This is a genomic window from Metabacillus endolithicus, assembly GCF_023078335.1.
Lineage (GTDB): Bacteria > Bacillota > Bacilli > Bacillales > Bacillaceae > Metabacillus > Metabacillus endolithicus.
The window spans coordinates 1,486,203-1,508,843 of the sequence record NZ_CP095550.1 but is presented as its reverse complement, the minus strand read 5'-3'; the positions used below and the strand labels follow the sequence as shown (position 1 = coordinate 1,508,843).

At 35.5% G+C, this 22,641-nt stretch carries 16 protein-coding genes, 1 tRNA gene and 2 pseudogenes; 11 read left to right on the top strand and 8 right to left on the bottom strand.

From position 1 onward, the window contains the following. The first annotated feature begins 180 nt into the window (after positions 1 to 180). The 3 genes and pseudogenes from MVE64_RS08135 (at position 181) to htpG (ending at position 4,154) form a co-directional block, all read left to right on the top strand. A complete protein-coding gene (locus MVE64_RS08135; protein WP_345740787.1) occupies positions 181 to 684 on the top strand; it encodes a nitroreductase family protein in 504 nt (167 codons plus the stop codon). 423 nt (positions 685 to 1,107) lie between these two features. Then, on the top strand, positions 1,108 to 2,052 hold the full coding sequence (gene trhO / locus MVE64_RS08130) for an oxygen-dependent tRNA uridine(34) hydroxylase TrhO (RefSeq protein WP_247345367.1): 945 nt from the start codon (positions 1,108 to 1,110) through the stop codon (positions 2,050 to 2,052). A gap of 220 nt (positions 2,053 to 2,272) precedes the next feature. Beyond that, positions 2,273 to 4,154: pseudogene (gene htpG, locus MVE64_RS08125) on the top strand (molecular chaperone HtpG). Positions 4,155 to 4,205: 51 nt separating this feature from the next. Here the strand turns inward: htpG and MVE64_RS08120 are convergent. Next, a pseudogene (locus tag MVE64_RS08120) lies at positions 4,206 to 5,641 on the bottom strand (aminotransferase-like domain-containing protein). Between the two features lie 107 nt (positions 5,642 to 5,748). Here MVE64_RS08120 and MVE64_RS08115 point away from each other — a divergent pair. Then, positions 5,749 to 6,666, top strand: a complete 918-nt coding sequence (locus tag MVE64_RS08115) for a DMT family transporter (protein ID WP_247345364.1) — start codon at positions 5,749 to 5,751, stop codon at positions 6,664 to 6,666. A 449-nt stretch (positions 6,667 to 7,115) separates the two neighbouring features. On the opposite strand, the gene MVE64_RS08110 is transcribed toward MVE64_RS08115, so the two are convergent. Next, positions 7,116 to 7,682 (bottom strand): cysteine hydrolase family protein, encoded by a 567-nt coding sequence (locus tag MVE64_RS08110; protein ID WP_379053061.1) that lies wholly within the window; start codon positions 7,680 to 7,682, stop codon positions 7,116 to 7,118. Positions 7,683 to 7,805: 123 nt separating this feature from the next. Next, on the bottom strand, positions 7,806 to 8,552 hold the full coding sequence (locus MVE64_RS08105; RefSeq protein ID WP_231308122.1) for a YqcI/YcgG family protein: 747 nt from the start codon (positions 8,550 to 8,552) through the stop codon (positions 7,806 to 7,808). Positions 8,553 to 8,883: 331 nt separating this feature from the next. Here MVE64_RS08105 and MVE64_RS08100 point away from each other — a divergent pair, with 331 nt between their 5' ends. The 6 genes from MVE64_RS08100 (at position 8,884) to MVE64_RS08075 (ending at position 15,533) form a co-directional block, all read left to right on the top strand. Beyond that, positions 8,884 to 10,089 carry a PQQ-dependent sugar dehydrogenase gene (locus MVE64_RS08100; protein WP_247345362.1) on the top strand — a complete coding sequence of 402 codons (1,206 nt, stop codon included), beginning with the start codon at positions 8,884 to 8,886 and terminating at the stop codon, positions 10,087 to 10,089. Between the two features lie 36 nt (positions 10,090 to 10,125). Then, on the top strand, positions 10,126 to 10,743 hold the full coding sequence (locus tag MVE64_RS08095) for a hypothetical protein (RefSeq protein WP_247345359.1): 618 nt from the start codon (positions 10,126 to 10,128) through the stop codon (positions 10,741 to 10,743). Positions 10,744 to 10,874: 131 nt separating this feature from the next. Further along, the gene (locus MVE64_RS08090) at positions 10,875 to 11,477 is read left to right on the top strand and encodes a YybS family protein (RefSeq protein WP_247345356.1); all 603 of its coding nucleotides are present in this window, start codon (positions 10,875 to 10,877) and stop codon (positions 11,475 to 11,477) included. 209 nt (positions 11,478 to 11,686) lie between these two features. After that, entirely contained in the window at positions 11,687 to 12,706 is a 1,020-nt protein-coding gene (locus MVE64_RS08085) for an STAS domain-containing protein (RefSeq protein ID WP_247346994.1), read from the top strand. A gap of 314 nt (positions 12,707 to 13,020) precedes the next feature. After that, positions 13,021 to 15,063: a bifunctional diguanylate cyclase/phosphodiesterase gene (locus tag MVE64_RS08080; protein WP_247345353.1), complete on the top strand. Its 2,043-nt coding sequence runs from the start codon at positions 13,021 to 13,023 to the stop codon at positions 15,061 to 15,063. A gap of 254 nt (positions 15,064 to 15,317) precedes the next feature. Further along, positions 15,318 to 15,533 carry a hypothetical protein gene (locus tag MVE64_RS08075; protein WP_247345352.1) on the top strand — a complete coding sequence of 72 codons (216 nt, stop codon included), beginning with the start codon at positions 15,318 to 15,320 and terminating at the stop codon, positions 15,531 to 15,533. Between the two features lie 155 nt (positions 15,534 to 15,688). Here MVE64_RS08075 and MVE64_RS08070 read toward each other — a convergent pair whose 3' ends face one another. Beyond that, positions 15,689 to 16,042 (bottom strand): DUF2642 domain-containing protein, encoded by a 354-nt coding sequence (locus MVE64_RS08070; protein ID WP_247345349.1) that lies wholly within the window; start codon positions 16,040 to 16,042, stop codon positions 15,689 to 15,691. A 238-nt stretch (positions 16,043 to 16,280) separates the two neighbouring features. Between MVE64_RS08070 and MVE64_RS08065 the strand changes: the two genes are divergently transcribed. Continuing rightward, on the top strand, positions 16,281 to 17,216 hold the full coding sequence (locus MVE64_RS08065; RefSeq protein ID WP_247345346.1) for a DnaD domain protein: 936 nt from the start codon (positions 16,281 to 16,283) through the stop codon (positions 17,214 to 17,216). 176 nt (positions 17,217 to 17,392) lie between these two features. Here MVE64_RS08065 and MVE64_RS08060 read toward each other — a convergent pair whose 3' ends face one another. The 4 genes from MVE64_RS08060 to MVE64_RS08045 all read right to left on the bottom strand — a co-directional run bounded on the left by MVE64_RS08060 (position 17,393) and on the right by MVE64_RS08045 (position 22,578). Further along, a complete protein-coding gene (locus tag MVE64_RS08060) occupies positions 17,393 to 21,337 on the bottom strand; it encodes a 5'-nucleotidase C-terminal domain-containing protein (protein ID WP_247345343.1) in 3,945 nt (1,314 codons plus the stop codon). Positions 21,338 to 21,685: 348 nt separating this feature from the next. After that, positions 21,686 to 21,758, bottom strand: a tRNA-Ala gene (locus tag MVE64_RS08055). A gap of 103 nt (positions 21,759 to 21,861) precedes the next feature. Then, positions 21,862 to 22,230, bottom strand: coding sequence for a DUF2188 domain-containing protein (locus MVE64_RS08050; RefSeq protein WP_247345340.1), 369 nt, complete (start codon positions 22,228 to 22,230; stop codon positions 21,862 to 21,864). A gap of 60 nt (positions 22,231 to 22,290) precedes the next feature. Further along, on the bottom strand, positions 22,291 to 22,578 hold the full coding sequence (locus tag MVE64_RS08045) for a thiamine-binding protein (RefSeq protein WP_247345337.1): 288 nt from the start codon (positions 22,576 to 22,578) through the stop codon (positions 22,291 to 22,293). Positions 22,579 to 22,641: the final 63 nt, after the last annotated feature.

Genomic DNA, 22,641 nt, shown 5'->3' with positions numbered 1-22,641 from the left:
AGTAGGTGTGATTTAGAGAAGGATATTCTAATGAGTCATTTCTCTTGTTCTTGAATAAGATGAAATAACTTGAAAAAATGGGAGTGAATACAATGGACGTCCTTTCAGCTATTGCAACTAGAAGGAGTATTGGAAAAGTAAAAGAAGATCCTGTCCCGAGTGAGTTGATTCATCAAATTCTTGAAGCAGGAACATGGGGCTCCTTCACATTTCCGAACAGAGCCATGGAGATTTTTTGTATTAACTGGTGATGCCAGAAAAGCACTTGGTAAAACACTCGCATCTCTCGTGGTAAAAACACTAGAAGATCCAAATAGTGAAGAAAGTCAAAAGCGACTAGAAAGAGAAGAAAAGAAACCCTTGCGAGCACCGGTTATAATTGCCGTTGCAGTAGAACCAACAACAGCAAACAAACGTGTCATGATGAAGGAGGAAGTTGCAGCTGTCTGTGCAGCTGTTCAAAATATGCTGCTCGCAGCCCATGCCCTTGGATTGGGTGCTATTTGGAGAACAGGTGAAAGCTGTTATTCTAATGAAGTAAAGGAACTATTTACATTATCTTCCGAATCGGAGATGGTTGGATTATTATACATTGGATACCCTGATATGAAAGAAATGACGGGAAAAAGACAGACAATCTCAGAGGTAACAACTTGGCTTGAAAATGAAGAGGATTTTGCTTGATTTTTATCAATGCTTAAAGTGTCAGCCCAATTAATTGAAATTGGGCTGTTTTTGAATGGCATTCTAATTGAATTAATAATAATGTGACGGTGGGTAGTGTATGCAATGTAGGAAATGACGATCATCGCAGGTATGAAGGACAAATCGGGAGAAGATAATTCTGGAAGTGTCGTTCATCGCGGGTATGAACGACAAAACGATCGTGAAAATCAAGGGAAGTGTCGTTCATCGCGGATATGAACAAAAAATCGAAAAGAACACAAACAAAATTGGTATTTCTCACCTTTGTAAACGATCAATTTGCATTTTTATAGAAAATTTGTTTTAATAAGATGTTACATTTTATAAACAAGTAAAATGTAAAAGCAAGTAACCATCTCTGTATGTATATCTTGCAAATATAATATAGAAGGTGAAAAATATATGTCAAAAGAATATCGCGTTTTACTATACTATCACTATGTTCAAATTGATAACCCTGAGGAGTATGCTCAAGAGCATCTAGAGTTTTGTAAAAACCTTGGGCTAAAAGGTAGAATTTTAATTGCTACAGAAGGAATTAATGGAACAGTTTCAGGGACTGTTGAGCAAACGGATCAATACATGGCTCACATGAAAGAAGATCCTCGCTTTGCTGAAATGGTTTATAAGATAGATGAAGAAGATGAGCATGCCTTCAAAAAAATGAAGGTTCGTCATCGCCCAGAGCTTGTGACGCTTCGTTTAGAAGATGATGTTAATCCTTTAGAGCTAACAGGTAAATATTACAGCCCTAAAGAATTTATGGAAGCGATGAAACAAGAAGATACTGTCATTATTGATGCTAGAAATGACTATGAGTATGCTGTTGGTCATTTCAAAAATGCGATTTTACCTGACATTAATACGTTTAAAGAGTTACCAGATTGGATTCGTGAAAATAAAGACCAGTTTGAAGGCAAAAAGATCTTAACGTATTGCACAGGTGGTATTCGTTGTGAAAAATTCTCAGGGTGGCTTCGTCAAGAGGGATTTGAGGATGTGGCACAGCTTCACGGTGGGATTGTTACTTATGGTAAAGATCCTGAAGTACAAGGGAAAGATTGGGACGGTCAGTGTTATGTATTTGATGAGCGTCTAATTGTACCTGTTAACCGAGTAGAACCAACTGTAGTTGGAAGAGATCATTTTACTGGTGAACCTTGTGAACGCTTTGTTAACTGTGGGAATCCTGAATGTAATAAAAAAATTCTTTGCTCTGAAGAAAATGAGCATAAATACTTGCGCGCATGTAGTCATGAGTGTCGAGTACATGAACGTAATCGCTATGTTTCGGAAAATGGATTAACAGAAGAGCAGGTAACAGAAAGATTAGCTGCTTTAGTATAAAGATGAAGTGCATTGACTAGCTATTTATTAGCTTTCATTGCACTTTTTTATTTGCCACTAGTTGACATAGATAAGAAAAATATGATATTTAAATAATAGTTTAGCACTCTAGAGCTTAGAGTGCTAAACTAAAAGAAGGAGTGTCCATAGAACACCTAATCATTTTCTATTTTACTACATAATAAAGTAGGCTAAATTTTCGAAGAGGAGAGGTTGTAAATTGGAAAAAAAGCAATTTAAAGCAGAATCCAAAAGATTGTTGGAAATGATGATTAACTCTATTTACTCACAACGAGAGGTGTTTTTAAGAGAGTTAATTTCAAATGCTAGTGATGCAATTGATAAAATCTACTACAAAGCATTAACAGATGATTCATTAAGCTTTGAAAAGGATAGTTACTTTATCAAAATTACACCAAATAAAGAAAATAGAACACTTACTATTTTAGATACAGGAATTGGCATGACAAAGGAAGACCTTGAAAACAACCTGGGTATTATCGCGAAAAGCGGTTCCTTAGCATTTAAAAAGGAAAATGAATCAAAAGATGGCCATGATATAATTGGTCAATTTGGAGTTGGATTTTACGCTGCATTTATGGTGGCTGATGTTGTTACTGTTATCAGTAAAGCGCTTGGAAGTGATGAAGCTTACAAATGGGAATCAGAGGGTGCTGAAGGCTACACAATTGAACCGCATGAAAAAGATACAGTTGGTACAGAAATTATTTTGAAGATAAAAGAAAATGAAGAAGAAGATAACTATGATGAGTTTTTAGAGGAATATAAACTAAAATCAATCATTAAAAAATACTCTGATTTTATCCGCTATCCGATCAAAATGGATGTTAAAGGCCAACGAGCTAAAGAAGGCAGCGATAATGAGTTAGAAGAATACGAAGAAGAACAAATCATCAACAGCATGGTGCCAATCTGGAGAAAAAATAAAAATGAATTAACAGATGAAGACTATGTGGCATTTTACAATGAAAAGCATTACGGATTTGATAAGCCGATTAAGCACATTCATATTAATGTTGACGGTACAGTAAGATACAATGCAATTCTTTATATCCCTGAAAACATGCCATATGATTATTATTCAAAAGAATATGAAAAGGGCTTTAGAGCTTTACTCAAACGGTGTATTAATCATGAATAAATGTTCGGAACTCCTTCCAGATTATTTTAGCTTTGTTAAAGGAATGGTTGATTCTGAGGATTTATCACTTAATATTTCAAGGGAAATTTTACAGCAGGATCGTCAGTTAAAGTTCATTTCTAAAAACATTAGCAAAAAAATTAAAAATGAATTAAAAAGTCTCATGAAAAATGATCGTGAAAATTATGAGAAGTTTTACAAATCCTTTGGCAGACAGCTAAAATATGGAGTGTACAGTGACTTTGGTAGCAACAAAGAAGTGTTACAGGACTTATTAATGTTTTATTCTTCAAAAGAGAAAAAGCTTGTTTCACTTGATGAGTATGTTTCAAGAATGGCTGAAGATCAAAAGTATATTTACTATGCTTCTGGTGAGTCGATCGAGAGAATTGAAAAATTACCACAAACAGAATTAGTGTCTGAAAAAGGCTATGAAATTCTTTTCTTCACAGAAGATATTGATGAATTTGCTATCAAAATGCTCATGAGCTATAACGAAAAAGAATTCAAATCGGTTTCTAGCGGTGACTTAGGAATTGAGTCAGAAGAAGATCAAAAGCAAACAGAATCCGAGCAAAATGAAAATAAAGAGCTCTTTGAGTTCATGAAAAATATCCTTTCAGATAAAGTAAAGGATGTAAGATTATCTAAGCGTCTAAGATCTCATCCTGTTTGCTTAACAACTGAGGGTGAAGTAACAATTGAAATGGAAAAAATTCTAAGTGCTATGCCTGATAATCAAAATGTAAAGGCAGAAAAAGTCTTAGAAATCAACAGCAACCACGAAGTGTTTCAATCTCTAAAGAATGCATTTGAGAGTGACAAGGAAAAGATAACATTATATACAAATCTTCTATACAACCAAGCATTGTTAATTGAAGGCTTACCAATTCAAGACCCGGTTGAGTTTACAAATGATATGTGCAAGGTAATGGTATAAAGAGAGATCCACCAGTTATTATTAGCTGGTGGATTTTTTATAGTGTGGTGTTTATCGGTTAAGATTATTCTCCTCCTCCAACCTCTGTGCGAGCTCTACAAACTGTTTCATTCCATCCTTTAACTTTTTTTCATTTTCGTACGAAAAGCTTAGACGTATCCAGCGAGATTCCTGTTTTAATGGATCACATACTACACCTGGTACAAATGAGATAGAGTGATGAAGGCTTTTTGACAGCAATGATTTTATTGATAAATTATCGGGCAGTTGTACCCATAAACTTAAACCGCCTTGTGGGCTGCTCCATTTCCAGTTAGTTTTCGCTAATTCCTCTTCCATCATTTCCTTCCTAATTTGTAAGGCAATTCTTAGCTTTTCTAAATGTTGGTGTAATCGTAATGACGAAAAATAATGGAGGAAAATCTTCTGATTAAGAAGAGGTGATCCATTATCAATTAACGATTTTGATGTGAGTAACATGGGCATAGTAGAAGGCTGAGAAATAATCGTTGCAACCCTTAATCCTGGCGAGATATATTTGCAAAAGCTTCGAACATAAATGACTGTCCCAGCTGTATCATACGTATAAATCGGGAGAGGTGGGGGCTGTTCATAGTACATATCATGATAAGCATCATCTTCAACAATTAAACAACGATATTGTTCAGCCAATTCTACTAATCTTTTTCTTTGTTCTACTGAAATGGTATAGCCAGTTGGATTGTGAAAGGTTGGATTTGTGTAAAATAGTCGTGGCTTGTATTGCTTCAGCATGTTTTCTAGCTGTTCTAAGTCATACCCATTTTCGTATATATCAACAGTCATAATGCGTGCTCCTTGCGCTTGAAAAATATCAATAGCAGCACTATAACTCGGTCTCTCAAAAAGAACAATATCTCCGGGTTTAATAAAAGTTTCTGAGATTAAATGAATGGCCTGTTGTGAACCAGAAGTAATTAATAGGTGATCTTTCGTGAGATGTGTTTTAAATTGTTTCACAAAGTATTCAGCAAGAAGCTCCCGCAGTTCTTCATCTCCTTGAACAGTTGAATAGGTAGCAAGAACTTTAGGATAAAGATCGAACACTTTTTTCACATAGTCTGAAAAAAGTGATTGGGTAAAAGATTTGGGTCAATTAAGGCTTGAGAAAAGTTATAGGTAACAGGTGCTCTATGAATTTCTGATAGGTGATTTTTTTGTGTATAAGCAGCTATGATAGGATTTTCACTATATTCATAGTCTTTAGTTATTTGTGGTTGCACATAATAACCTGACTTATCCTTAACATATATTTTTCCTTCTTTTTTAAGTAATTGATATGCTTTTAATACAGTAAGTCTGTGAACGTTGAATTGAGTGGCTAGGCTGCGAACCGAGGGAAGTTTGTCGTGAGTTTTCCATTCTTTCCGCTCTATTTGATTCACTACATAGTGATAGATCTGTTTATATAATAATTGTTCACTTTGCACAGCTTTTGCCAACTCCATTTCCTCTTTATGTAATGATTTTAACATGTTTCCATTCTAACTGTTCTATTGTGTTTAATCTGTTCTATAGCGTTAATCGTATGATCAACATAAAGGAGGAGTATAGAATGGTCATTATAAATTATGTTTTGATGTGTATTATTTTTGGGACGACTTTTTTAGCGATAAAAATAGGAGTAGATTCAGGGTTGCCGCCGTTTTTATCGGGGGGAATTCGCTTTTTTATCGCAGGCTTTTTATTGTTTTTGATTATGGCTGTTAAAGAGAAGAACATCATGCGTTTATTAGGTAGAAAGGAACTTTTTCTATCAGGGGTTGGTTTGACATTTGGGACATTTGCAACATTATATTGGGCAGAACAGTATGTAACATCCGGAATAGCGGCGGTTTTATCCGCAACCGGTCCGATGTTGATCATTGTGATTCAGAGTATTATCTTAAGGCATAAAGTCAGAAGAACATCCATTGTAGGATGTATGATCGGTGTCATAGGAGTTTTATTTCTTATATTACCAAGCTTTTCACTTGAGGTGAATTCCTATTGGATCATTGGTTGTTTTGCCATCATTCTTGGAGAGGTTTTTTATGCATCAGGTACGATCTATACGAAGAGTGTATCAAAAAACTTTGAAGGAATTCACCCAGTTGCATTAAATGCGGTTCAAATGATGTATGGGGGAATTTTATTATTTATTTTAGGTTTGTTCACAGAAGAAATTTCTGCGCAAACAATCATACAACCAGCCTCACTTTTGTCTCTTTTTTATTTAATTGTAATTGGCTCAATGGTTGGTCATAGTTTATTTTATTGGCTTGTAGTTAAGACAGATCCGGTTTTCCCGTCTACCTGGCTTTATATTTCACCTTTTATTGCGGTTGTTGTAGGAGTTCTTTTTTATGATGAGTTTTTTTCTTGGTTAACAGGAGTAGGTGCTGTCACTATTTGTATAGGGATGATTCTTATCAATTATGAAACTTTAAAAGAGAGAGTGATTGCACAAAGGAGCAAATATATAAAGGTTTAGTAGGATTCAAGAGGGCAGAGAGAATACTAATAGGTTCTGTTTTGAAGCATATTGATTGTAATTCGAACTAGGAATTAATATGCAATTTGGCAAGTAAGTTAGTAAAGAAAAATGCTTGGAGACTTTATATGCTCCAAGCGTCTTTTAATACTGAGATAAGCACTGCACAGGATTAAGTGAACTCCCATTCTTTAAGAGTCACCAGAAAATAAGCGGAGAAATTCCTCTTAATGAGGAAATATCACGAAAAATAGATTAAATAAACGGAAAGATTCCGCCTATTTAATCGAAGAAGATGAAAATGGGCCATTTTCCTTTGCTTAACCGGAAAAACTCCGCTTATATCCCCAAATCGAGCTCCATTTTTCGATTTAACCGGAAAAACTCCGCTTATTTATACATTTTTTTATTCGGAAACCCGAACCCGTGAAGGAAATACACACTGCCTTTTACTTTAGTTGTTTTATTACATCACTCGTTTTAACAATAGTCGCAAATTCCTTATGTAAGGTCGCTAATTCTGTTTGATGAATATCTTCGGGAGTATAATATGTACCATTTTGATCAGTAATTTCAAATGCTGCCGTAGCATCTGAAACAAGATAATTTGTAAATCCGAGGTTTCCGCTCATACGTGTTGTTGTTGAAACGCAATGTTGTGTAGATAGACCAGTGATAACAACCGTTTTGATTTGATTTGTTTTTAAATAGGTTTCTAATTGTGTTCCAATAAAGGCACTATTAACATTTTTTTGCATAATTACTTCACCTGATAAAGGCTTAATGCTGTCTTTAAACTCTGTTCCCTCTGGATTCTTATAATGAAGAGGAGATTGTGGCTCCAACGATAAGTGTTGTGAATAGATGACTGTCCAGTTACGTTTTCGCCACTCTGTTAACAACGTTAAAATATTGTTTTCAGCTTCCAGGTTGTTTCGTTTACCCCAATAAGGATCATCAAATCCTTTTTGTACATCTAACACTAGCAGTGCTGGCTGATTTTCAATGATGTTCATTCCTTCGCCTACCTTCTTCTTTAATATAAGAACACCTATAGTGTAGGTAAGAAAAGAAAGATCCATTCTAAAAGAAAAAATTAAATTTCATTTTTTTATAGGAATGGGAGCATAGAATACTAGCTATTCTTCCCTCTTCATAGTATTAAGCATTCGGTGAAAAGGGCATTTGGATAAAGCTGAATCATCATCATGGAGATAATACTGCTTCCATTCAAAATTATCTTCTTCACCATAGCTGTTTAAATCAGGGTGGATGGAAATAGAATCGTAATGTGTAATTCTTTCTCTAATATTAGATTTTATTTTTTGTGCCAGCGAAGGGGAAGAATTAAATTTCTCAAGTACCCACCTTGGCGTAATTGCAAGCATAAAATATGGGAAATATCGACTTTGGCGATTTTGATGGGCTGGAGTAGCGCAATACATAAAGTATTTTTCACCTTGAAAACAAAATTCCCATGCAGAATCATGTGGATCAACAGGAATATTTTCCGGCCATTCAATGGAATCAAACTCACTTGCCCAACTTAATTGCTTCCAAAACATTTGTTCAAATTCTTCAACACTAGTCTTGGATAAATCGGCTGGTGTTTCATAAAAGATAATAAGAGATGTATATTTTCCATAGTTTTTTGATTGTGGTGTATAAGCGGAAAGTAAGTTAGCAAGTTCTTCAGCAGATGAAACTTCTCTAGGATCCCCTACAAAGCCGTATCGTAAATGATTTAATGAATGACCTTGAGTTGCCGGTATACACGGGAACCTTTGCTCTTTATCCACCATTTTAGCCTCAAACTTTTCCAAAGCATCTTTTTTCCAAACCTGTAGATCATCTATATTTAGTGATTCTTTTTCAAATAGTTCCATGTAATCATTAACCTCCTATCACATGTACCATATTCAAAACATTGGGTGTAGGTGAATGACTTAATAGTGAAAAGTTGCGTAGGGGCAAAAATAGGCGCTCGATAATGAGGAATAGTTATTTTCTTCCAAGATCATACTGAAAGAGAGAAATAATAACCTCTTATAATATAAAGTCAAAGGAGCTATGGTGAATGATACATACTAAGCAAATTCGGGAGAGGGTTGTTGAGCTGCCGACAAGTGCTAGACCGTTGTTAAATCCAGATGATGTCTGGGTACCTGAGGGTTATAAAGTTGAGGTCGTGGCAGCGGCTTATCTTTTCCAACTGGGATGGGATTTGCAGATGATGGAACCCTTTATATTTTAGAAGGTGGAAGTACTTGGCCAACACGTCCAGCGTTACCACCTAGAATTCTTAGTTTAACACCCTCTGGAGAGCTAGATGTATTTGCTGTAGAAACATTAGGTGGACCAAGAGGAGTTACCTATCACGAAGGTTATATCTATGTAACATGTAAAGGTGGATATCTTGCTAGAGTGGTCCGTTATGATGTGAAAACAAAGAAAAGAGAAGTGTTAATTGAAAAAATACCTAGTGGTGGTTGGCATGAACCAGGTGGTCCTGTATTTAGTCCTAAGGACGGTTTAATGTACTTTGCCAATGGCTCTGTTTCACAAAATGGTGTATGTTTACCGGCTGGTTTTACAGTGGACCTAGCAAAGCATCCAGAGGCTCATGATATACCTGGGGATGACATTACTCTTACTGGTCATAATGTAACGTCTAGAAATCCACTCATGCCATTTCCCTTTTTAACAGAAACGGGAGCGTTTAAACCGTTTGGAACACCTGCAAAGAAGGGTGAAAAAATTAAGGGAGAACTTTGGTGTTCAACCGGACTTTGGCGAGCTAAGCCAGATGGAAGCGAGCCTGAATTATTAGCATGGGGACTAAGGAATCCTTATGGCTTAGCATTTAATGATGAGGGAGAGCTGTACGCATCTGATAACTGTTTAGAGGAAAAAGGAGAAAGAGCTATTGCAGGTGATCCTGATCGGATTTGGCATATTCGCAATGCTATGACCTCTCATGGATCTGTAAAAAAGCCTGATTGGTATGGATTCCCTGATATGAGAGCAGATGGAGTTCCTGTATGGGATGAAAAATGTAAACCTGCGAAGGGGAAAGCTGCAGAGCAATTAATCGAAAATCCGCCTGAATGGGCTGGCCCTCCTGTTTATCTTGAGAAACCTCATTCCGCTATGACAAAGATGGACTTTAGCCGTTCAGATGATTTTGGGTATCGTGGAGAACTATTTGTAACTGAATGGGGTACATATGCACCGTTAAATTCACCGCATGAGAAAGATCTTAACAACGGTTTTCAAGTTGTAAGGGTTGATGTTAAGACGGGAACATCAGAAGTGTTTATGAAAAATAAGCAACTTGGCGCAGCATCCGCACATCAATCAGGTGGAATAGAGCGACCAGTTGATTGTAAATTTCATCCGGACGGAAGAGATTATATATTTTAGATTTTGGTCACTCCCCTGTTACTGAAGGATATATCCATGCCTATGGTCATACAGGTGCGTTATGGAAAATTACAAAAGAAGAATAAGAAAGGAAAAAAGATGAAAACAGAAAATCCGGTATTATTAATTGAGCTAGATGATGAGATAAGGAATCAGCAATTAAACGAAGTAGAAAAATGGTTTGAACATGTACTAACTGCTCAAATGGCATTTGAAGTTGTCATTCAAAAAACAACCCCAAAAATTCAAGAGCCTCACATAAAGGAAGCCATTGTAAAGATAGAGGGCGCTACAAAGGAACATCAGAAAATAGCAAAACAACTATTTCAATTAATTAATCGTAATCCAGATATTGTCATGGACCGCATTCTAGGAACAACGGTTTCTAAGCTAGAGGAAGGACTGCTCACATTTCAAGATTTTATGGGTGGAGCAGTAGGGTCATGGCAGGGAATGCATCAATTACTTCTTCTCAATCAACAGGCAATGGGTGCTTTTGCGGTTGCTGAACAGCTAGGTTTGTCTCTAGGAATAAAGGAAATTGTAAAAGCAACATTTAAAGTTGTTCATGAAAAAACAATGCACCAACTTTTAATTCAAGAATACATGTTGGAAATGGCACCAATTTCTATCCTTTATAAACAAAATGTTTAGTTGAAGAATAGTGAAAGATTTCCGTTGGTCCTGCCCGTGGAGTCTTTCACTGCTAAAAAAGGACAGGTATTAAGAAATGAAACTGGTCTAAATAGGCTTTCAAAAGCATTTAACTAATAGGGGGTGTAAAAATGAGATCATTTCTAAGTAGGGGAATACGGGCACTATTTTACAATAAAATAGATGATGTACCAACAATGGACCATTATTCACAACTTAGCAAAATAGCAATGGGAGCTATAATGGCAGCTTTGGCAGTTATTTTTCAATCTGCTGGTATATTTATTGGATTCGGATACGTGTTGAGTATGTTAGCTACATGGCCAATGATTATCGCTGCATCGATCTCATTTCAAATAGGGATCTTATCCTATGTAACCACGATTTTTCTGCTTGCGATTATTCAACCGAGTGAGGTATTAGTGTTTTCATTTACAACAGGTCTGTTAGGAATAAGTATAGGATACGGATTAAGAAAAATGAAAAATGTATTTAAAGTCATGCTTTTTGCTGGCGGTACAATGTTACTTGGAATTATTGTCTTAATTTCTTTATTTCAATTTCCAATCTTGGGTCCATCGGTAAATTCATTAGGGTTAGGAATGTTAGGCAGTTTATTCTTATTTTCATTATTGTATAGTTGGATATGGATTAAAGTTAGTCTGATTGGAATGAAGGTTTTACAGAAAGCAATGCCTGAAAGAAAACCATCTGTTTATGATCGCGAAGGTTGAGAATATAAGAGAGCCTCTAAAAAAGAAGCTCCTTTTTTTGCGATTTTAAATAGAGTTTTTACATAGTGAAGTAGTAAGGTCCAAGTATATTGATATACAAATGGTAAAAGGACCTCTTATACATGAAGAAGTTTAAGTTTGTTGGACTTCTTATTTAAGAGTATCTATAATTAATAGAATAGTAGGTATGCTTTACAAAAGGTGGGTTTATAGTGGGAAATGAAAACATTAATATAAAGGGACTTCAGTTTGAGTGGGATGTACAAAAAGGGACTTTTCAATTTGAGGGACAAGAAGCCGTTCTTTTTTGGATATCTACAGCTATGAAGTCTTTTTTTGATACAATCGAAGAAATTTCCGGTGCGGAGGCATCGAGCTTAGTTTTTGAGGCATCAGGGTTTCGGCAAGGGTTGGTTGTTGGTGAGTACTTTGAAAAAATGAAAGATTTAAGTGTAGAAGAGGCAGCAAAATCCATTACATCTACGTATGCTTCAGCGGGTTGGGGACAGATTGAAATAAACGATCTTAACTACGAAACGAAAACATTAACAGCTCACCTTAAAAATACGTGGGAATACAAAATTAATGTGGCTCAGAATAAAAAGCAGGAAGGTAAGTTTCTTCCTGCACATTTTGCAGGTATATTCACCGGATTGTTCGGAACAAATATTTGGTATGAAGTTGTCCAACAACAGCTTGATGGTCACGAATACAGTATTATTAACTATTATCCATCAGAAATCAGTATCACACAAAATATCCATCAATTAGCCCGGAAGAAAGAATCGGAACAAATACAGCAACTAGAAGAACTTGTCGAAGAAAAGACAAAAGAACTAAAAGATCTCGTCAAACAGCTTTCTTCTCCGATTATTCCTGTTCTTGAAGGAATTGTGGTCGTACCGTTAATTGGAAAATATGAGGTGGATCGTGCTGAAGAACTGATTACGAATACTTTAAATAATTTACCTTCACACAAAGCTAGTTATCTTATTTTAGATTTAACTGGTCTTGATAACGATATTAGTGAGCAGACAGCAAGCTTAATAGAAAAGATCGGCTCTGCTTCTTCGTTAATTGGTTCTAAAACAATATTAGTTGGAATTAATCCAGAATTAAGCCTGATCATCTCTCAGTCAGGAATGAATTTCTCACAGTTTGATTGCTTTCAATCGTTACAACATGGAATACATTTTGCGCTAGGGCAAATGGGGAGAAGAATTCTATAAAGGTTTCTAAAGAGGCATGCTGCTGCATGTCTCTTTTTAATGATTTTAAAAATGGATTGTAATCTATATAACATGTCGTTAATCTGTCGATGAACGGCAAAACTCAGAGTGGCGGGGATCGAAATGACGTTCATTGTGGGTATGAACGACAAAAATCAAGTTGGTCAGCACTCAGTTTGTTGTTTATCCACTTATTAAACGAAATTTCATAGTTACACTGTTACCACCTAATCTTTATCTAAAAAGAGTGGAAAAAAAGAATAATTAGCCGATATAACAACTAGACTACTAAATCTTATTAAGAGGTTATGAATATGTTTTATTTACCTAAGTCAGACAACGTGTATTTACTTGAAGGGGAATATTCATCATTAATTGTTCTTTTATCTATTGTGATTGCATGTCTAGCAGCTTATACTGCACTTTCTATGAATGAGAGAATTCAACAAAATAGTTTTTTTAACAGAAATGTGTGGCTTACTTTGGCATCTTTTGCAATGGGGTTAGGTATTTGGTCTATGCATTTTATAGGGATGAGTGCACTAAAACTTCCTGTTTCAATGGAATATGATCTTGTCACAACGATTATTTCTATTTTTCCTGCTGGCTTTGCATCATACCTTGCGTTTTACATTGCCAATAAGAAAACTAAGAGTCAATGGTCTTACATCATTTCAGGTATTATTATGGGGCTGGGTATTTCCTCCATGCATTATGTGGGAATGTCTGCAATGAAAATGGAAGCTCAATACATTTACAGACCGTGGATTTTTACTGCGTCAATAGTAGTAGCTATCGTAGTATCTTACGTGGCACTTTTTATTTTCTCAACGATGCAAAGACTGATTAAGAATCAGATCGTTAAGATTATAACGTCTATTATAATGGGACTAGCAGTGGCAAGCATGCACTATACAGGTATGTCTGCAGTAATCTTTTATACGGATGTTTCAATACCTTCGTCTCATATGCACCAGATGGATTTTACTCTCCTAATTGTTTGTATAACTGTTGGAATTACGATCACCTTTGCCTTTTCTGGACTATCAAGTCTATTGGATCGTTATGTAGAGTATCGACTTAACTATTTTGATGCATTAACAATATTACCAAATAGACGACAGTTTGAAAAAAAATTAAATTCATCCATTTCAAAAGGGAGTTTAGCTATTATCCATCTTCATGGGCTAGAAAAATGGAATAGTGGTTACGGGTATTCTTTTGGAGACAGAATTATAAGAGATGTTAGTGAGACAATTATTGGATTAAAGCCTGAAATGGCGGAGTTATATCGAATTGAAGGAAATCGCTTTGCTATATTAACAGTAACGCAAAGCTATAAAGATTTTAAGGCAAGTATGGAAAAGGTAACTTCTTCTTTAATGAATCCAGTTGTCATTGATAACCAACAACTTGTTGTCGAGGTAGTTTGCTCGCTTTCAACATGTTCTGATGAAAATGAATCAAAACAACTATTTGCAAATGCAATGGCAGTACTGCAACACTCCTCATTAGAATATAAACATCAGGTAATTGAATATGATCCTTCCATTCATAAATATTCTTTTGAAAAAGGTATCATCCAAGATATTGAAAAAGCAATGGAAGAAGATGAGCTATATATTGTTTATCAGCCAAAGGTAGGATCTGAAAAGGAAAGCTTAGGTGCAGAGGCATTATTACGTTGGAATCATCCTGTTCATGGATTTATATCTCCCGGATTGTTCATACCTTTACTTGAAGAGAATGGGAAAATTATAGATGTAACGGATTGGATTATTGAAAAAGTCTGCGAGCAAATGTCCCATTGGGTATCAGAAGGCTATCCTATTAAAGGAGTTTCTATTAATATTCCAGGACAATATATTACATCTCAACGATTAATGGATGTATTAAAAGATAGTGTTGCTAAGTATGGAATAGACAGTCATCAACTTGAGCTAGAGATTACAGAAACGAGTGTGATCAACAATATAGAAAATGCGATCATTTCGATAGGTGAGTTTCGGAAATTCGGGTTTAATATTGCCCTTGATGATTTTGGAACGGGATTATCGTCATTGTCTTATTTGAAAAGACTGCCAATTACAACAGTGAAAATTGACAAATCGTTTGTAGACGGAGTACCAGAATCTGAGAAGGATTCTGCTATTATAAAGGCGATTATTGTTTTATGTCATAGCTTAAATATGAAGGTGGTTATTGAAGGTGTTGAAACCGAAGAACAAATTGCCTTCTTAACATGTATGCCGGAAAAGCCAGGAATTCAAGGATATTATTATTCACCACCATTAAAAAAAGATGATTTTGTTAAGTGGATAGAAGATTTTAATCAGATAGAAAAAGTAGTGAATTAAATAAAGGCGTCCTTAGTTTACTTTTTCTTCATTGACTATAGAGCCAATAGAATCCCCCACAAATTGGGGGTTTTTTCTTTTATCAATAGAAAAATGATAAATAAAACTAGAAAATTACATATTATTTACCCAATCTTTTTTTCTTTAAAAGAATAGATTAATAGCAAAGAGAGAAAGACAATAAAGTCAACACTAGTAATTAAGAAATACCTTTTGTTTTTCTCTCTTACTATACCAAAAGGGAGATGATTAGATTGGGTAAGAAGAAGAAAAATGTAGAGTATGGTAAATGCTACTGTTGGGGTTACAAAAAATTTGATGTAGATTTTGATTTCAAAAAGGATGATAAGAAAGATTACGATCATAAAAAATATGATAGAAAAGATTACGACTATAAGAAGGATCACAAAAAAGATTACAGAAAGAAACACGACTATGATAGAAAGTGTGATTGCTGTAACAGATACTAAGAGTGAAAGTTTGGTATTGTGAACCAAAATAAAATGTAAGTAGATTATGTAGATGAGAAGAAGTTCAACAGATTGTTTTTTTAAATCTGTTGAATTTTTTTATATTAAAAAGAGTAAATTAAAGGCTGGCTAGAAGTATAAGACAACTGAGTTATCTATTCGTTGTTCTCTCTATAAGAAGCTAATGGACCCTCGAACCAAATCACCTGTGAAAGCCGAATATGTAATGCGCGATCATCTAAATTAATTTGAACATGATCCACTGCCACTCCAGCCACTTCACCTTCCACCCGACCAGCCGTTGTTACTAAAGCAATTTTTTGACCTTGATGTCTACTAATGTGCTGAACAAAAACTGGGTCTAAGTTCGTGGAATAATTAGTTGGTTGAGGAATACCGGTTATCGGATAAATAGGCGAATGAGCTGCTGGTTGATGATGAACATATCCAGGTTGATCAATAGGGTTTTGAATATATGGCACTTTATCGTGTGAATGATTTTCGGACATAAAAACACTCCTTAGAGGGGGATTTGTCCTTAATTAATATGAGACAAGTGTACGTTCTATTCATGAATTTTAAGGTGCCTATTTAAAAGTATACATTTTGTAAACGTTTGATTTGGATAAACTACTATCTTCGTATTTGATAATAATAAAAAATATAAAAATTTTAATTAACACGCTACTCTTTGGTCAATTTCTTATATATATACTATGAAAATACTAAGAAAGGGTAGTGATTAACATGGCAAAATATCGAATGGTACGTACTGAATTTTGGATGAATACAATGGATTTTGAGGAGATGACTTGGGAGGAGATGTATTTTCAGCTTTATTTACTAACAAATCCACATACGACTCAAATTGGAATCTATAAAATTACGAAAAGGCAAATTGCTTTTGAAATGCGTATTTCAATTGACAAAGTACATTCATTATTGGAAAGATTTATTCATCAATACAAGTTAATAAGCTATAACTCAGAAACGACAGAAGTCGCGATAAAGTACTGGGGGAAATATAATTTACATAAAGGTGGTAAGCCGATCATGGATTGTATTTATTCTGAGTTAAAAGAGGTAATAGACACTTCGCTTATTTCTTACGTATCAGAAAGCATTCCAAAAGAGGAAATTCGCAGATTATATGAATCATTTTGTAGGGAAGACAATGACCATGATATAAATCGTAAAAACCTCGGCATAGGCGACAAAGTTAACGATACGTTCACGAGTCGTGATACGATTCGTGGACAAAAAGAAAAAGAAAATAAAAAAGAAAATAAAAAACAACAACATAATGCTTATGTCCCAAAGGATACTTCATACAAAGCTATTGATATGCAAGAAATTATTGAGTTTTGGGACCGTAACGGATTTGGTTATTCCAACGCAAATGGTAAAAATGAATTATTATCTTGGCTAGAGCATTCAGGCTATTTGTATCCTAAAGACTGGGTAATAAAGGCTATGGCTATAGCTTCTTCAAACAATAAGCGAAAGCTAAGCTATGTTGTTGGAGTTCTAAAAAACTGGGAAAATGAAGACTTTCTAAGGGTTGAGGAAATGAATAGCTGTCAGGAAAAGCACAAAACTTTACATAAGCAAACAGATTTTTTTCTTACTAAAAGGGCATTTCCTAAGGAATTTGTATTTGATATAACAGCAGGTGAAGAGTAAAACGGATGATAAAAAGTAATGATTTAAGGCAATCAGAAGTATATTAGGTTTGATTTATAGAGACAAATCATCAAAAGCTGAAAAATGATGAAAAGAGGAATAGAATCTGTTCTATTCCCCTTTTGTCAATAAACTCTATATTGATCTGTTTTTAAAAAAAGATTGTGTGAAGATGTTTATTCTGCCTTATGCTCAACAATGTAAGTAAGCATTGTTGTAATATCTTTTCGATCATCTTCACTCATTAACTTATCTGGATAGTTCTCGATTCGATCATTTAATCGTTTTAAAGCATCATATGCTTGATAATCAAATAACCAAGACAAGAAACTAAATTTGTTTTCTCTTTTTCTTTCTAAGTTACGTTCGGCAATTTCTAGTTGTGCTAGAATTGAAACTTTAACACCTTTCTTCGCATCAGAAGCCTGAACCAGCTTTTTCGTATGATCAATTGTTGCAGCTTGAACTAGTATTTCTGTTACTTTTGTTTCTTCAACATTGTCTGCGCTGTCTATTGAACGGTATGAAAGCTTATGTTCACCAGCTTCAAGTGTAATTGCTTCAACATATGGAACCCACTCAGAATCATCAAGGTTATATTCAATCGATTTAACTTCAGATTCCGAATCAGTAGCAGATAATTCAACTGTAACCTCTTCTAAGAAAGAACCGTCTGTAAAGTTTGCTTCTGGAATTTGTATTTCTGTTACTGGAGCTGTTGTGTCAGTTGGTGCAACAACTTCAGAAATACGACCTTCTGCAGCATAGGAAATAGGCTGGCCATTAAAGCTCTTTACAAAGTCAACTGTTGCTTGTAAATCTTCTGGACCTTGTACTGGATTTTCACCTAACGCAGCTAGCAAATATTTGTCATTAGTGTGTGGGTACATATAGTTATTTACTGTTACAGTGTAAGTTTCATCAGGATTGATCCTTTCTCCATTAGGTAAAAATAAATCAACAACCTGTCCATATTTCCCTAAGGAGCTGTCCCATGTATAGCGGAATCCACTAATGCTAACATCAGGCCCGTAACTGCTAAATTGAGAATTAATAATTTGCCTTAAATCATCACCGGTTACTTCAAGTTTTACCAGTGTATTTCCGAAAGGTTGGATATTAAATAACTCATTCCATGTGATGTCACCTGAATTAAGGTCATCACGGATTCCGCCACCGTTCATTAAAGCGAAATCACTATTCATTGAGTATGCCATACCGTCTGCAATTAAATTTCCAAGTGCATTATCACCAATTTCACCTTTAGCTGCATAGCCACCTGTTAATTCAGTTGCGGCTTGTCCAATAACTTCATTTAGCTTTGGTCCTACTTGATTCAGATATTTTTCTAAAATCGCGCTTACTTCTGCATCAGGCTCAATATTACTTTGAACAACATCAACAATTTCCGCTGATTTTTTAATAATATCTCCTGTAGTTGGGTCTATCTCTAAATCAACATCTACAAAGGCTTTCCCATATTCCCATGCTTGGACAATCAATTTGTTATCAACAACCGCATTTAGCTTTACATGGTTATGAGCTGCGAAGATAACATCGACTGCATCATTTACATTGTTTGCTATGTTTGCGATATCACCTGTTGCACGATCATCGCCAGATTGATTTCCAGGAACGTGAGAAAGGACGACAATTGCTTCAACACCTTGCTCTTGCAGTTCAGGAACATATTTATTAATGGCTTCAACTTCATCTGTAAATTCAACATTTTCGTTTCCGTTTGCAATAATCATATTTGGTGTATCCGTTGTTGCAACACCAATAAATCCAATCTTTTCTCCTTCAACTTCTTCGATTGCGTATGGAGGGAGAACTAGTTCGTGTGTATCCTTATATGATACGTTAGCAGCAATCATAGGGAAATCAATTCCATCATAGTTTGCCGTACCATTCGGATGTTCCCCACCATTAATGAGGCGAAGCATCTCACTTACACCCTCGTCAAATTCATGATTTCCAACAGTTCCAACATCAAAGCCAATCGATTCCATAATTTCAACTGTAGGCTCGTCCTGCAATAAAGCAGATACTGGAGAACTTCCTCCAACCATATCACCTGGGTGTACGATTAATGTATTAGGATTTGTTGCTTCACGCTGGCGTAAATAGGCAGCGAGGTAATCTGCTCTTCCGACATTTACTCCTTCATTAGTGCCAGTTATATCAATTTTTCCGTGTAAATCATTTACACCTAATAATTGAACTTTAACATTTTCGTTCGGTTCACTATCAGTTGCTGCTGTATAACCGTTTGCTTCGGCTTCTTCGGTGCTTGCAAAGAAAATTCTTTTTTCTACAGGTACGTCTGCCCAGTTCTCAGGAGAAACGTATTCTTTATTATCAGAATTTCCAACATAGCGCAGTAAGCCTTTTCCTTGTTCTCTTGCACGAAACTCGAATGGTAGCTCCATTAATAGATTTTCAGGGTTCCAGATTCCTAGTCCTTCATCTTTTGCTGCTTTAACAGCTGCTTGGAAAGCATTGTAATCTTCTTCAGAACCAACCGGCCAAATAAAATAGGAGGATGCATAGCCTTTACGTACCATTTCTAAGTTGGTGTTCATGTTATCACTTTTACGAATAACTTGAGCGAGAAGACGACCATATGCATCAGTTGGTTCTTCACCAATTTTTAGTATAATTTCGTCACCAGCTTTTAATAAAGTGTTCATGTATGCTTTAGCAGCATTTCCGAAGTCTAATTGATTTTGATCTGCTTCAGTTACAACTTTGTGGTAAGTTTCAGGTGTATCCATATTCACATAACGTACTTTAGTCGAACCTAGTACAGGGTTTGTAATATGAATCGTATCGCCATCCACAACACTTTCTACAACTGCTGAATATTCGCCAGCTGCTGTTGGTGGTTCTGGTTGCGTAGCTAATAATGTGAAATCTCCTTGCTTTCTTGGTATTAGCTGATAAGAATCGTACTGACTTAAAATAGCTGTGATTTCATACCATTTACCTTTTTCTATATTCTCAATTCCAACCTCTTCCATTACACGAAGAGTAGTAGAATGATAGTTTTCGTCCACTAGCGACACATTATAACCACCGCCAGCAGGGGAAGAAGGGATTGATTGAACATAACCGCTTACTTTTACTAACTTTCCTTCAAGCGGCTCTGAAATTGTTGCATCTTGTAAATCCGCTAGAGAAATAGATTGGGCTGTAGGAACTGTACTGTTTTCTTCAATTAATACAATAGAGGTTGGTACAATTTCCGCTAAGCCTCTATATTGAGTAATTGATCCTGTTACACGAACTTTTTTACCTTCTGTAAGCTCAATAAAGCTTGCTGCATTAGATGCATAGATATTAATACCTGCTGTTTCATCTTGAATAAAGGTAGATAGTTTTCCTCCACCAATAGCAGAGTTATCAGCTGTAACTATTCCTTCAATTGTTACAGTTTGGTTTGTTTTTTGCTTTGCATCAGCGATAGATAATACACCTGTTTCAGGTTGTTCTGGATCGGTAGTATCGCCATCACCTGGATCTGTAGGTGCTGTGCCGTCTATTGTGTGAGAGCCTAAGTATGTGAGTGTGTCACTATTGTATGTTGTCCATTGGTCAGGTGTGTATGTTGTTGTGCCAGAGTGGATGTTTGGGTTTCTGACAAGTGTTTTATCCGTAGCAAAATTTTCTCTAACTCCAATTGTTCCGATTACATCTATTAATTGATCATTTTTTTTCAAAGCAAAAGCATCATCGCCGTTAAAATTTATTACTGTACCATTTTTAATATCTGCTTTATTCGAAATGTCTGTACTTGTTTTATCACTATTATGGGCTAAAACATAAACTTCACCATTTTCAAGAGTTCCTGTTAATGATAGAGTTTGACTTGCAGTAGAACTACCATTCGAATAAAGCTCAACTTTATAATGAGACAAATCAACTGTCTGGCCAGTCCCATTATAAATTTCAATTGCTTTGTTGAAGGAAGTTCCTTCTATATACTCCGAAATAAATAAATCTGTTGCGAAAGCATTTTCTGCTTTAACACTTTTCGAAAACACTGGTAAAAACGTTGAAAGAATCAATGCTAAAACTAACAAACTACTAAACAACTTTTTAAACAATTGCCGCATCATACTATTCCTCCTTATTATTTGTTAACAACGCTTCTACTATAAGGAGGAAATATGAATACAGTGTTAAGTAATTGTTAAGGTATAAAAATGAGTCAAACTACCCGTTAGGATATACATGAGAGAAGCTGAATTATGTCGGAAATTTATAGGAAATATCGTATTATTGGACTATTTATTGTCGGTATAATCAATTTTATGGGTGAAAATGGTAAACGGGATTTCTAGCATATGATAGAGAGGTTTAAAGGGATTTTAAAAGTTACATATTATTATAGAGGATAAATCAAACTCCACCGTGTCATTAGAAGCAATACGAAAAAACCCTTGAATACAAGGGTTTATAAAAGATGGAGCATAGGGGGGCTGAACCCCTGACCTCTACGCTGCCAGCGTAGCGCTCTCCCAGCTGAGCTAATGCCCCGTGATTAAATGAGTTTATAGCAGTTATTTTACACGGCTTCATAAAATTTGACAAGAAAAAAATAACGGCTTTAATAAGAGGAAAGCCGTTATTAATTGTCGGGTTAACTCCCTGTATTTTTCATTTCCTCAATCGTCCCATCCTGCCTGTGAATGACCAATTGAGCGTCTTTCTTTTTCATATAATCTTGTCCTTTATCAAGTGCTTGTGCTTTTGTTTGAAACACCTTAGTCACTTTTTCGGCATTTTCTTTTTTTAGTGCCCACTCACCATTGTGTGGGACAATGTGATAAGTAACATCACTGGAATTTGAATTCATCATTTTCTCAGCCTGAGATATTCCAATAGAGATAGCTCTTCCTTCTTCGTACCCATCTTCGACTAATGCATTTGCTACTTCTATCGCTTTATTTCTAGTAGACTCATTTAAGTTTTTCATTGAATCTGGAAAATCATTTTTAGTCCAAGCCATTAAGAATGACACACCTTTCTAATAATAGTTTTGTAGGTTCTTTTACCACAGTGATTTCTACTAATTAACATGAGTCATTTTATCTTCAATTGAAATGCCATCAGGTTTATAGTGTAGCTTAACATTTGTCAGTACTTCTGTTGCGCCCATGTGAATTCCTACTTGTTGTAGCGTTTTAATTAAGAGCATAATGTTATCAAAGTTTCCTTCAACAACTGTCTCCATAGGTCCAATTTTGTACTTTAATCCTGATTCTTTCACAACTTCTACCATCTTTGGGATTACTCCGTCTGTGTTCATATCTTTACCATTAGGAAGAACTTGAAATCCTGCAGTTACTGTTGACATCATCATTCTCCTTTCTAGCTTTATTATTTCTATACCTTATTCATAGTTGATATAAACATCAGA

Coding starts and splice junctions, on each gene's coding strand:
- MVE64_RS08065 (WP_247345346.1), top strand. CDS start 16,281: ATGGCAAAATATCGAATGGTACGTACTGAATTTTGGATGAATACAATG.
- MVE64_RS08045 (WP_247345337.1), bottom strand. CDS start 22,578: ATGTCAACAGTAACTGCAGGATTTCAAGTTCTTCCTAATGGTAAAGAT.
- MVE64_RS08095 (WP_247345359.1), top strand. CDS start 10,126: ATGCCTATGGTCATACAGGTGCGTTATGGAAAATTACAAAAGAAGAAT.
- MVE64_RS08080 (WP_247345353.1), top strand. CDS start 13,021: ATGTTTTATTTACCTAAGTCAGACAACGTGTATTTACTTGAAGGGGAA.
- MVE64_RS08115 (WP_247345364.1), top strand. CDS start 5,749: ATGGTCATTATAAATTATGTTTTGATGTGTATTATTTTTGGGACGACT.
- MVE64_RS08090 (WP_247345356.1), top strand. CDS start 10,875: ATGAGATCATTTCTAAGTAGGGGAATACGGGCACTATTTTACAATAAA.
- MVE64_RS08060 (WP_247345343.1), bottom strand. CDS start 21,337: ATGATGCGGCAATTGTTTAAAAAGTTGTTTAGTAGTTTGTTAGTTTTA.
- MVE64_RS08105 (WP_231308122.1), bottom strand. CDS start 8,552: ATGGAACTATTTGAAAAAGAATCACTAAATATAGATGATCTACAGGTT.
- MVE64_RS08050 (WP_247345340.1), bottom strand. CDS start 22,230: ATGGCTTGGACTAAAAATGATTTTCCAGATTCAATGAAAAACTTAAAT.
- trhO (WP_247345367.1), top strand. CDS start 1,108: ATGTCAAAAGAATATCGCGTTTTACTATACTATCACTATGTTCAAATT.
- MVE64_RS08110 (WP_379053061.1), bottom strand. CDS start 7,682: ATGAACATCATTGAAAATCAGCCAGCACTGCTAGTGTTAGATGTACAA.
- MVE64_RS08070 (WP_247345349.1), bottom strand. CDS start 16,042: ATGTCCGAAAATCATTCACACGATAAAGTGCCATATATTCAAAACCCT.
- MVE64_RS08100 (WP_247345362.1), top strand. CDS start 8,884: ATGGGATTTGCAGATGATGGAACCCTTTATATTTTAGAAGGTGGAAGT.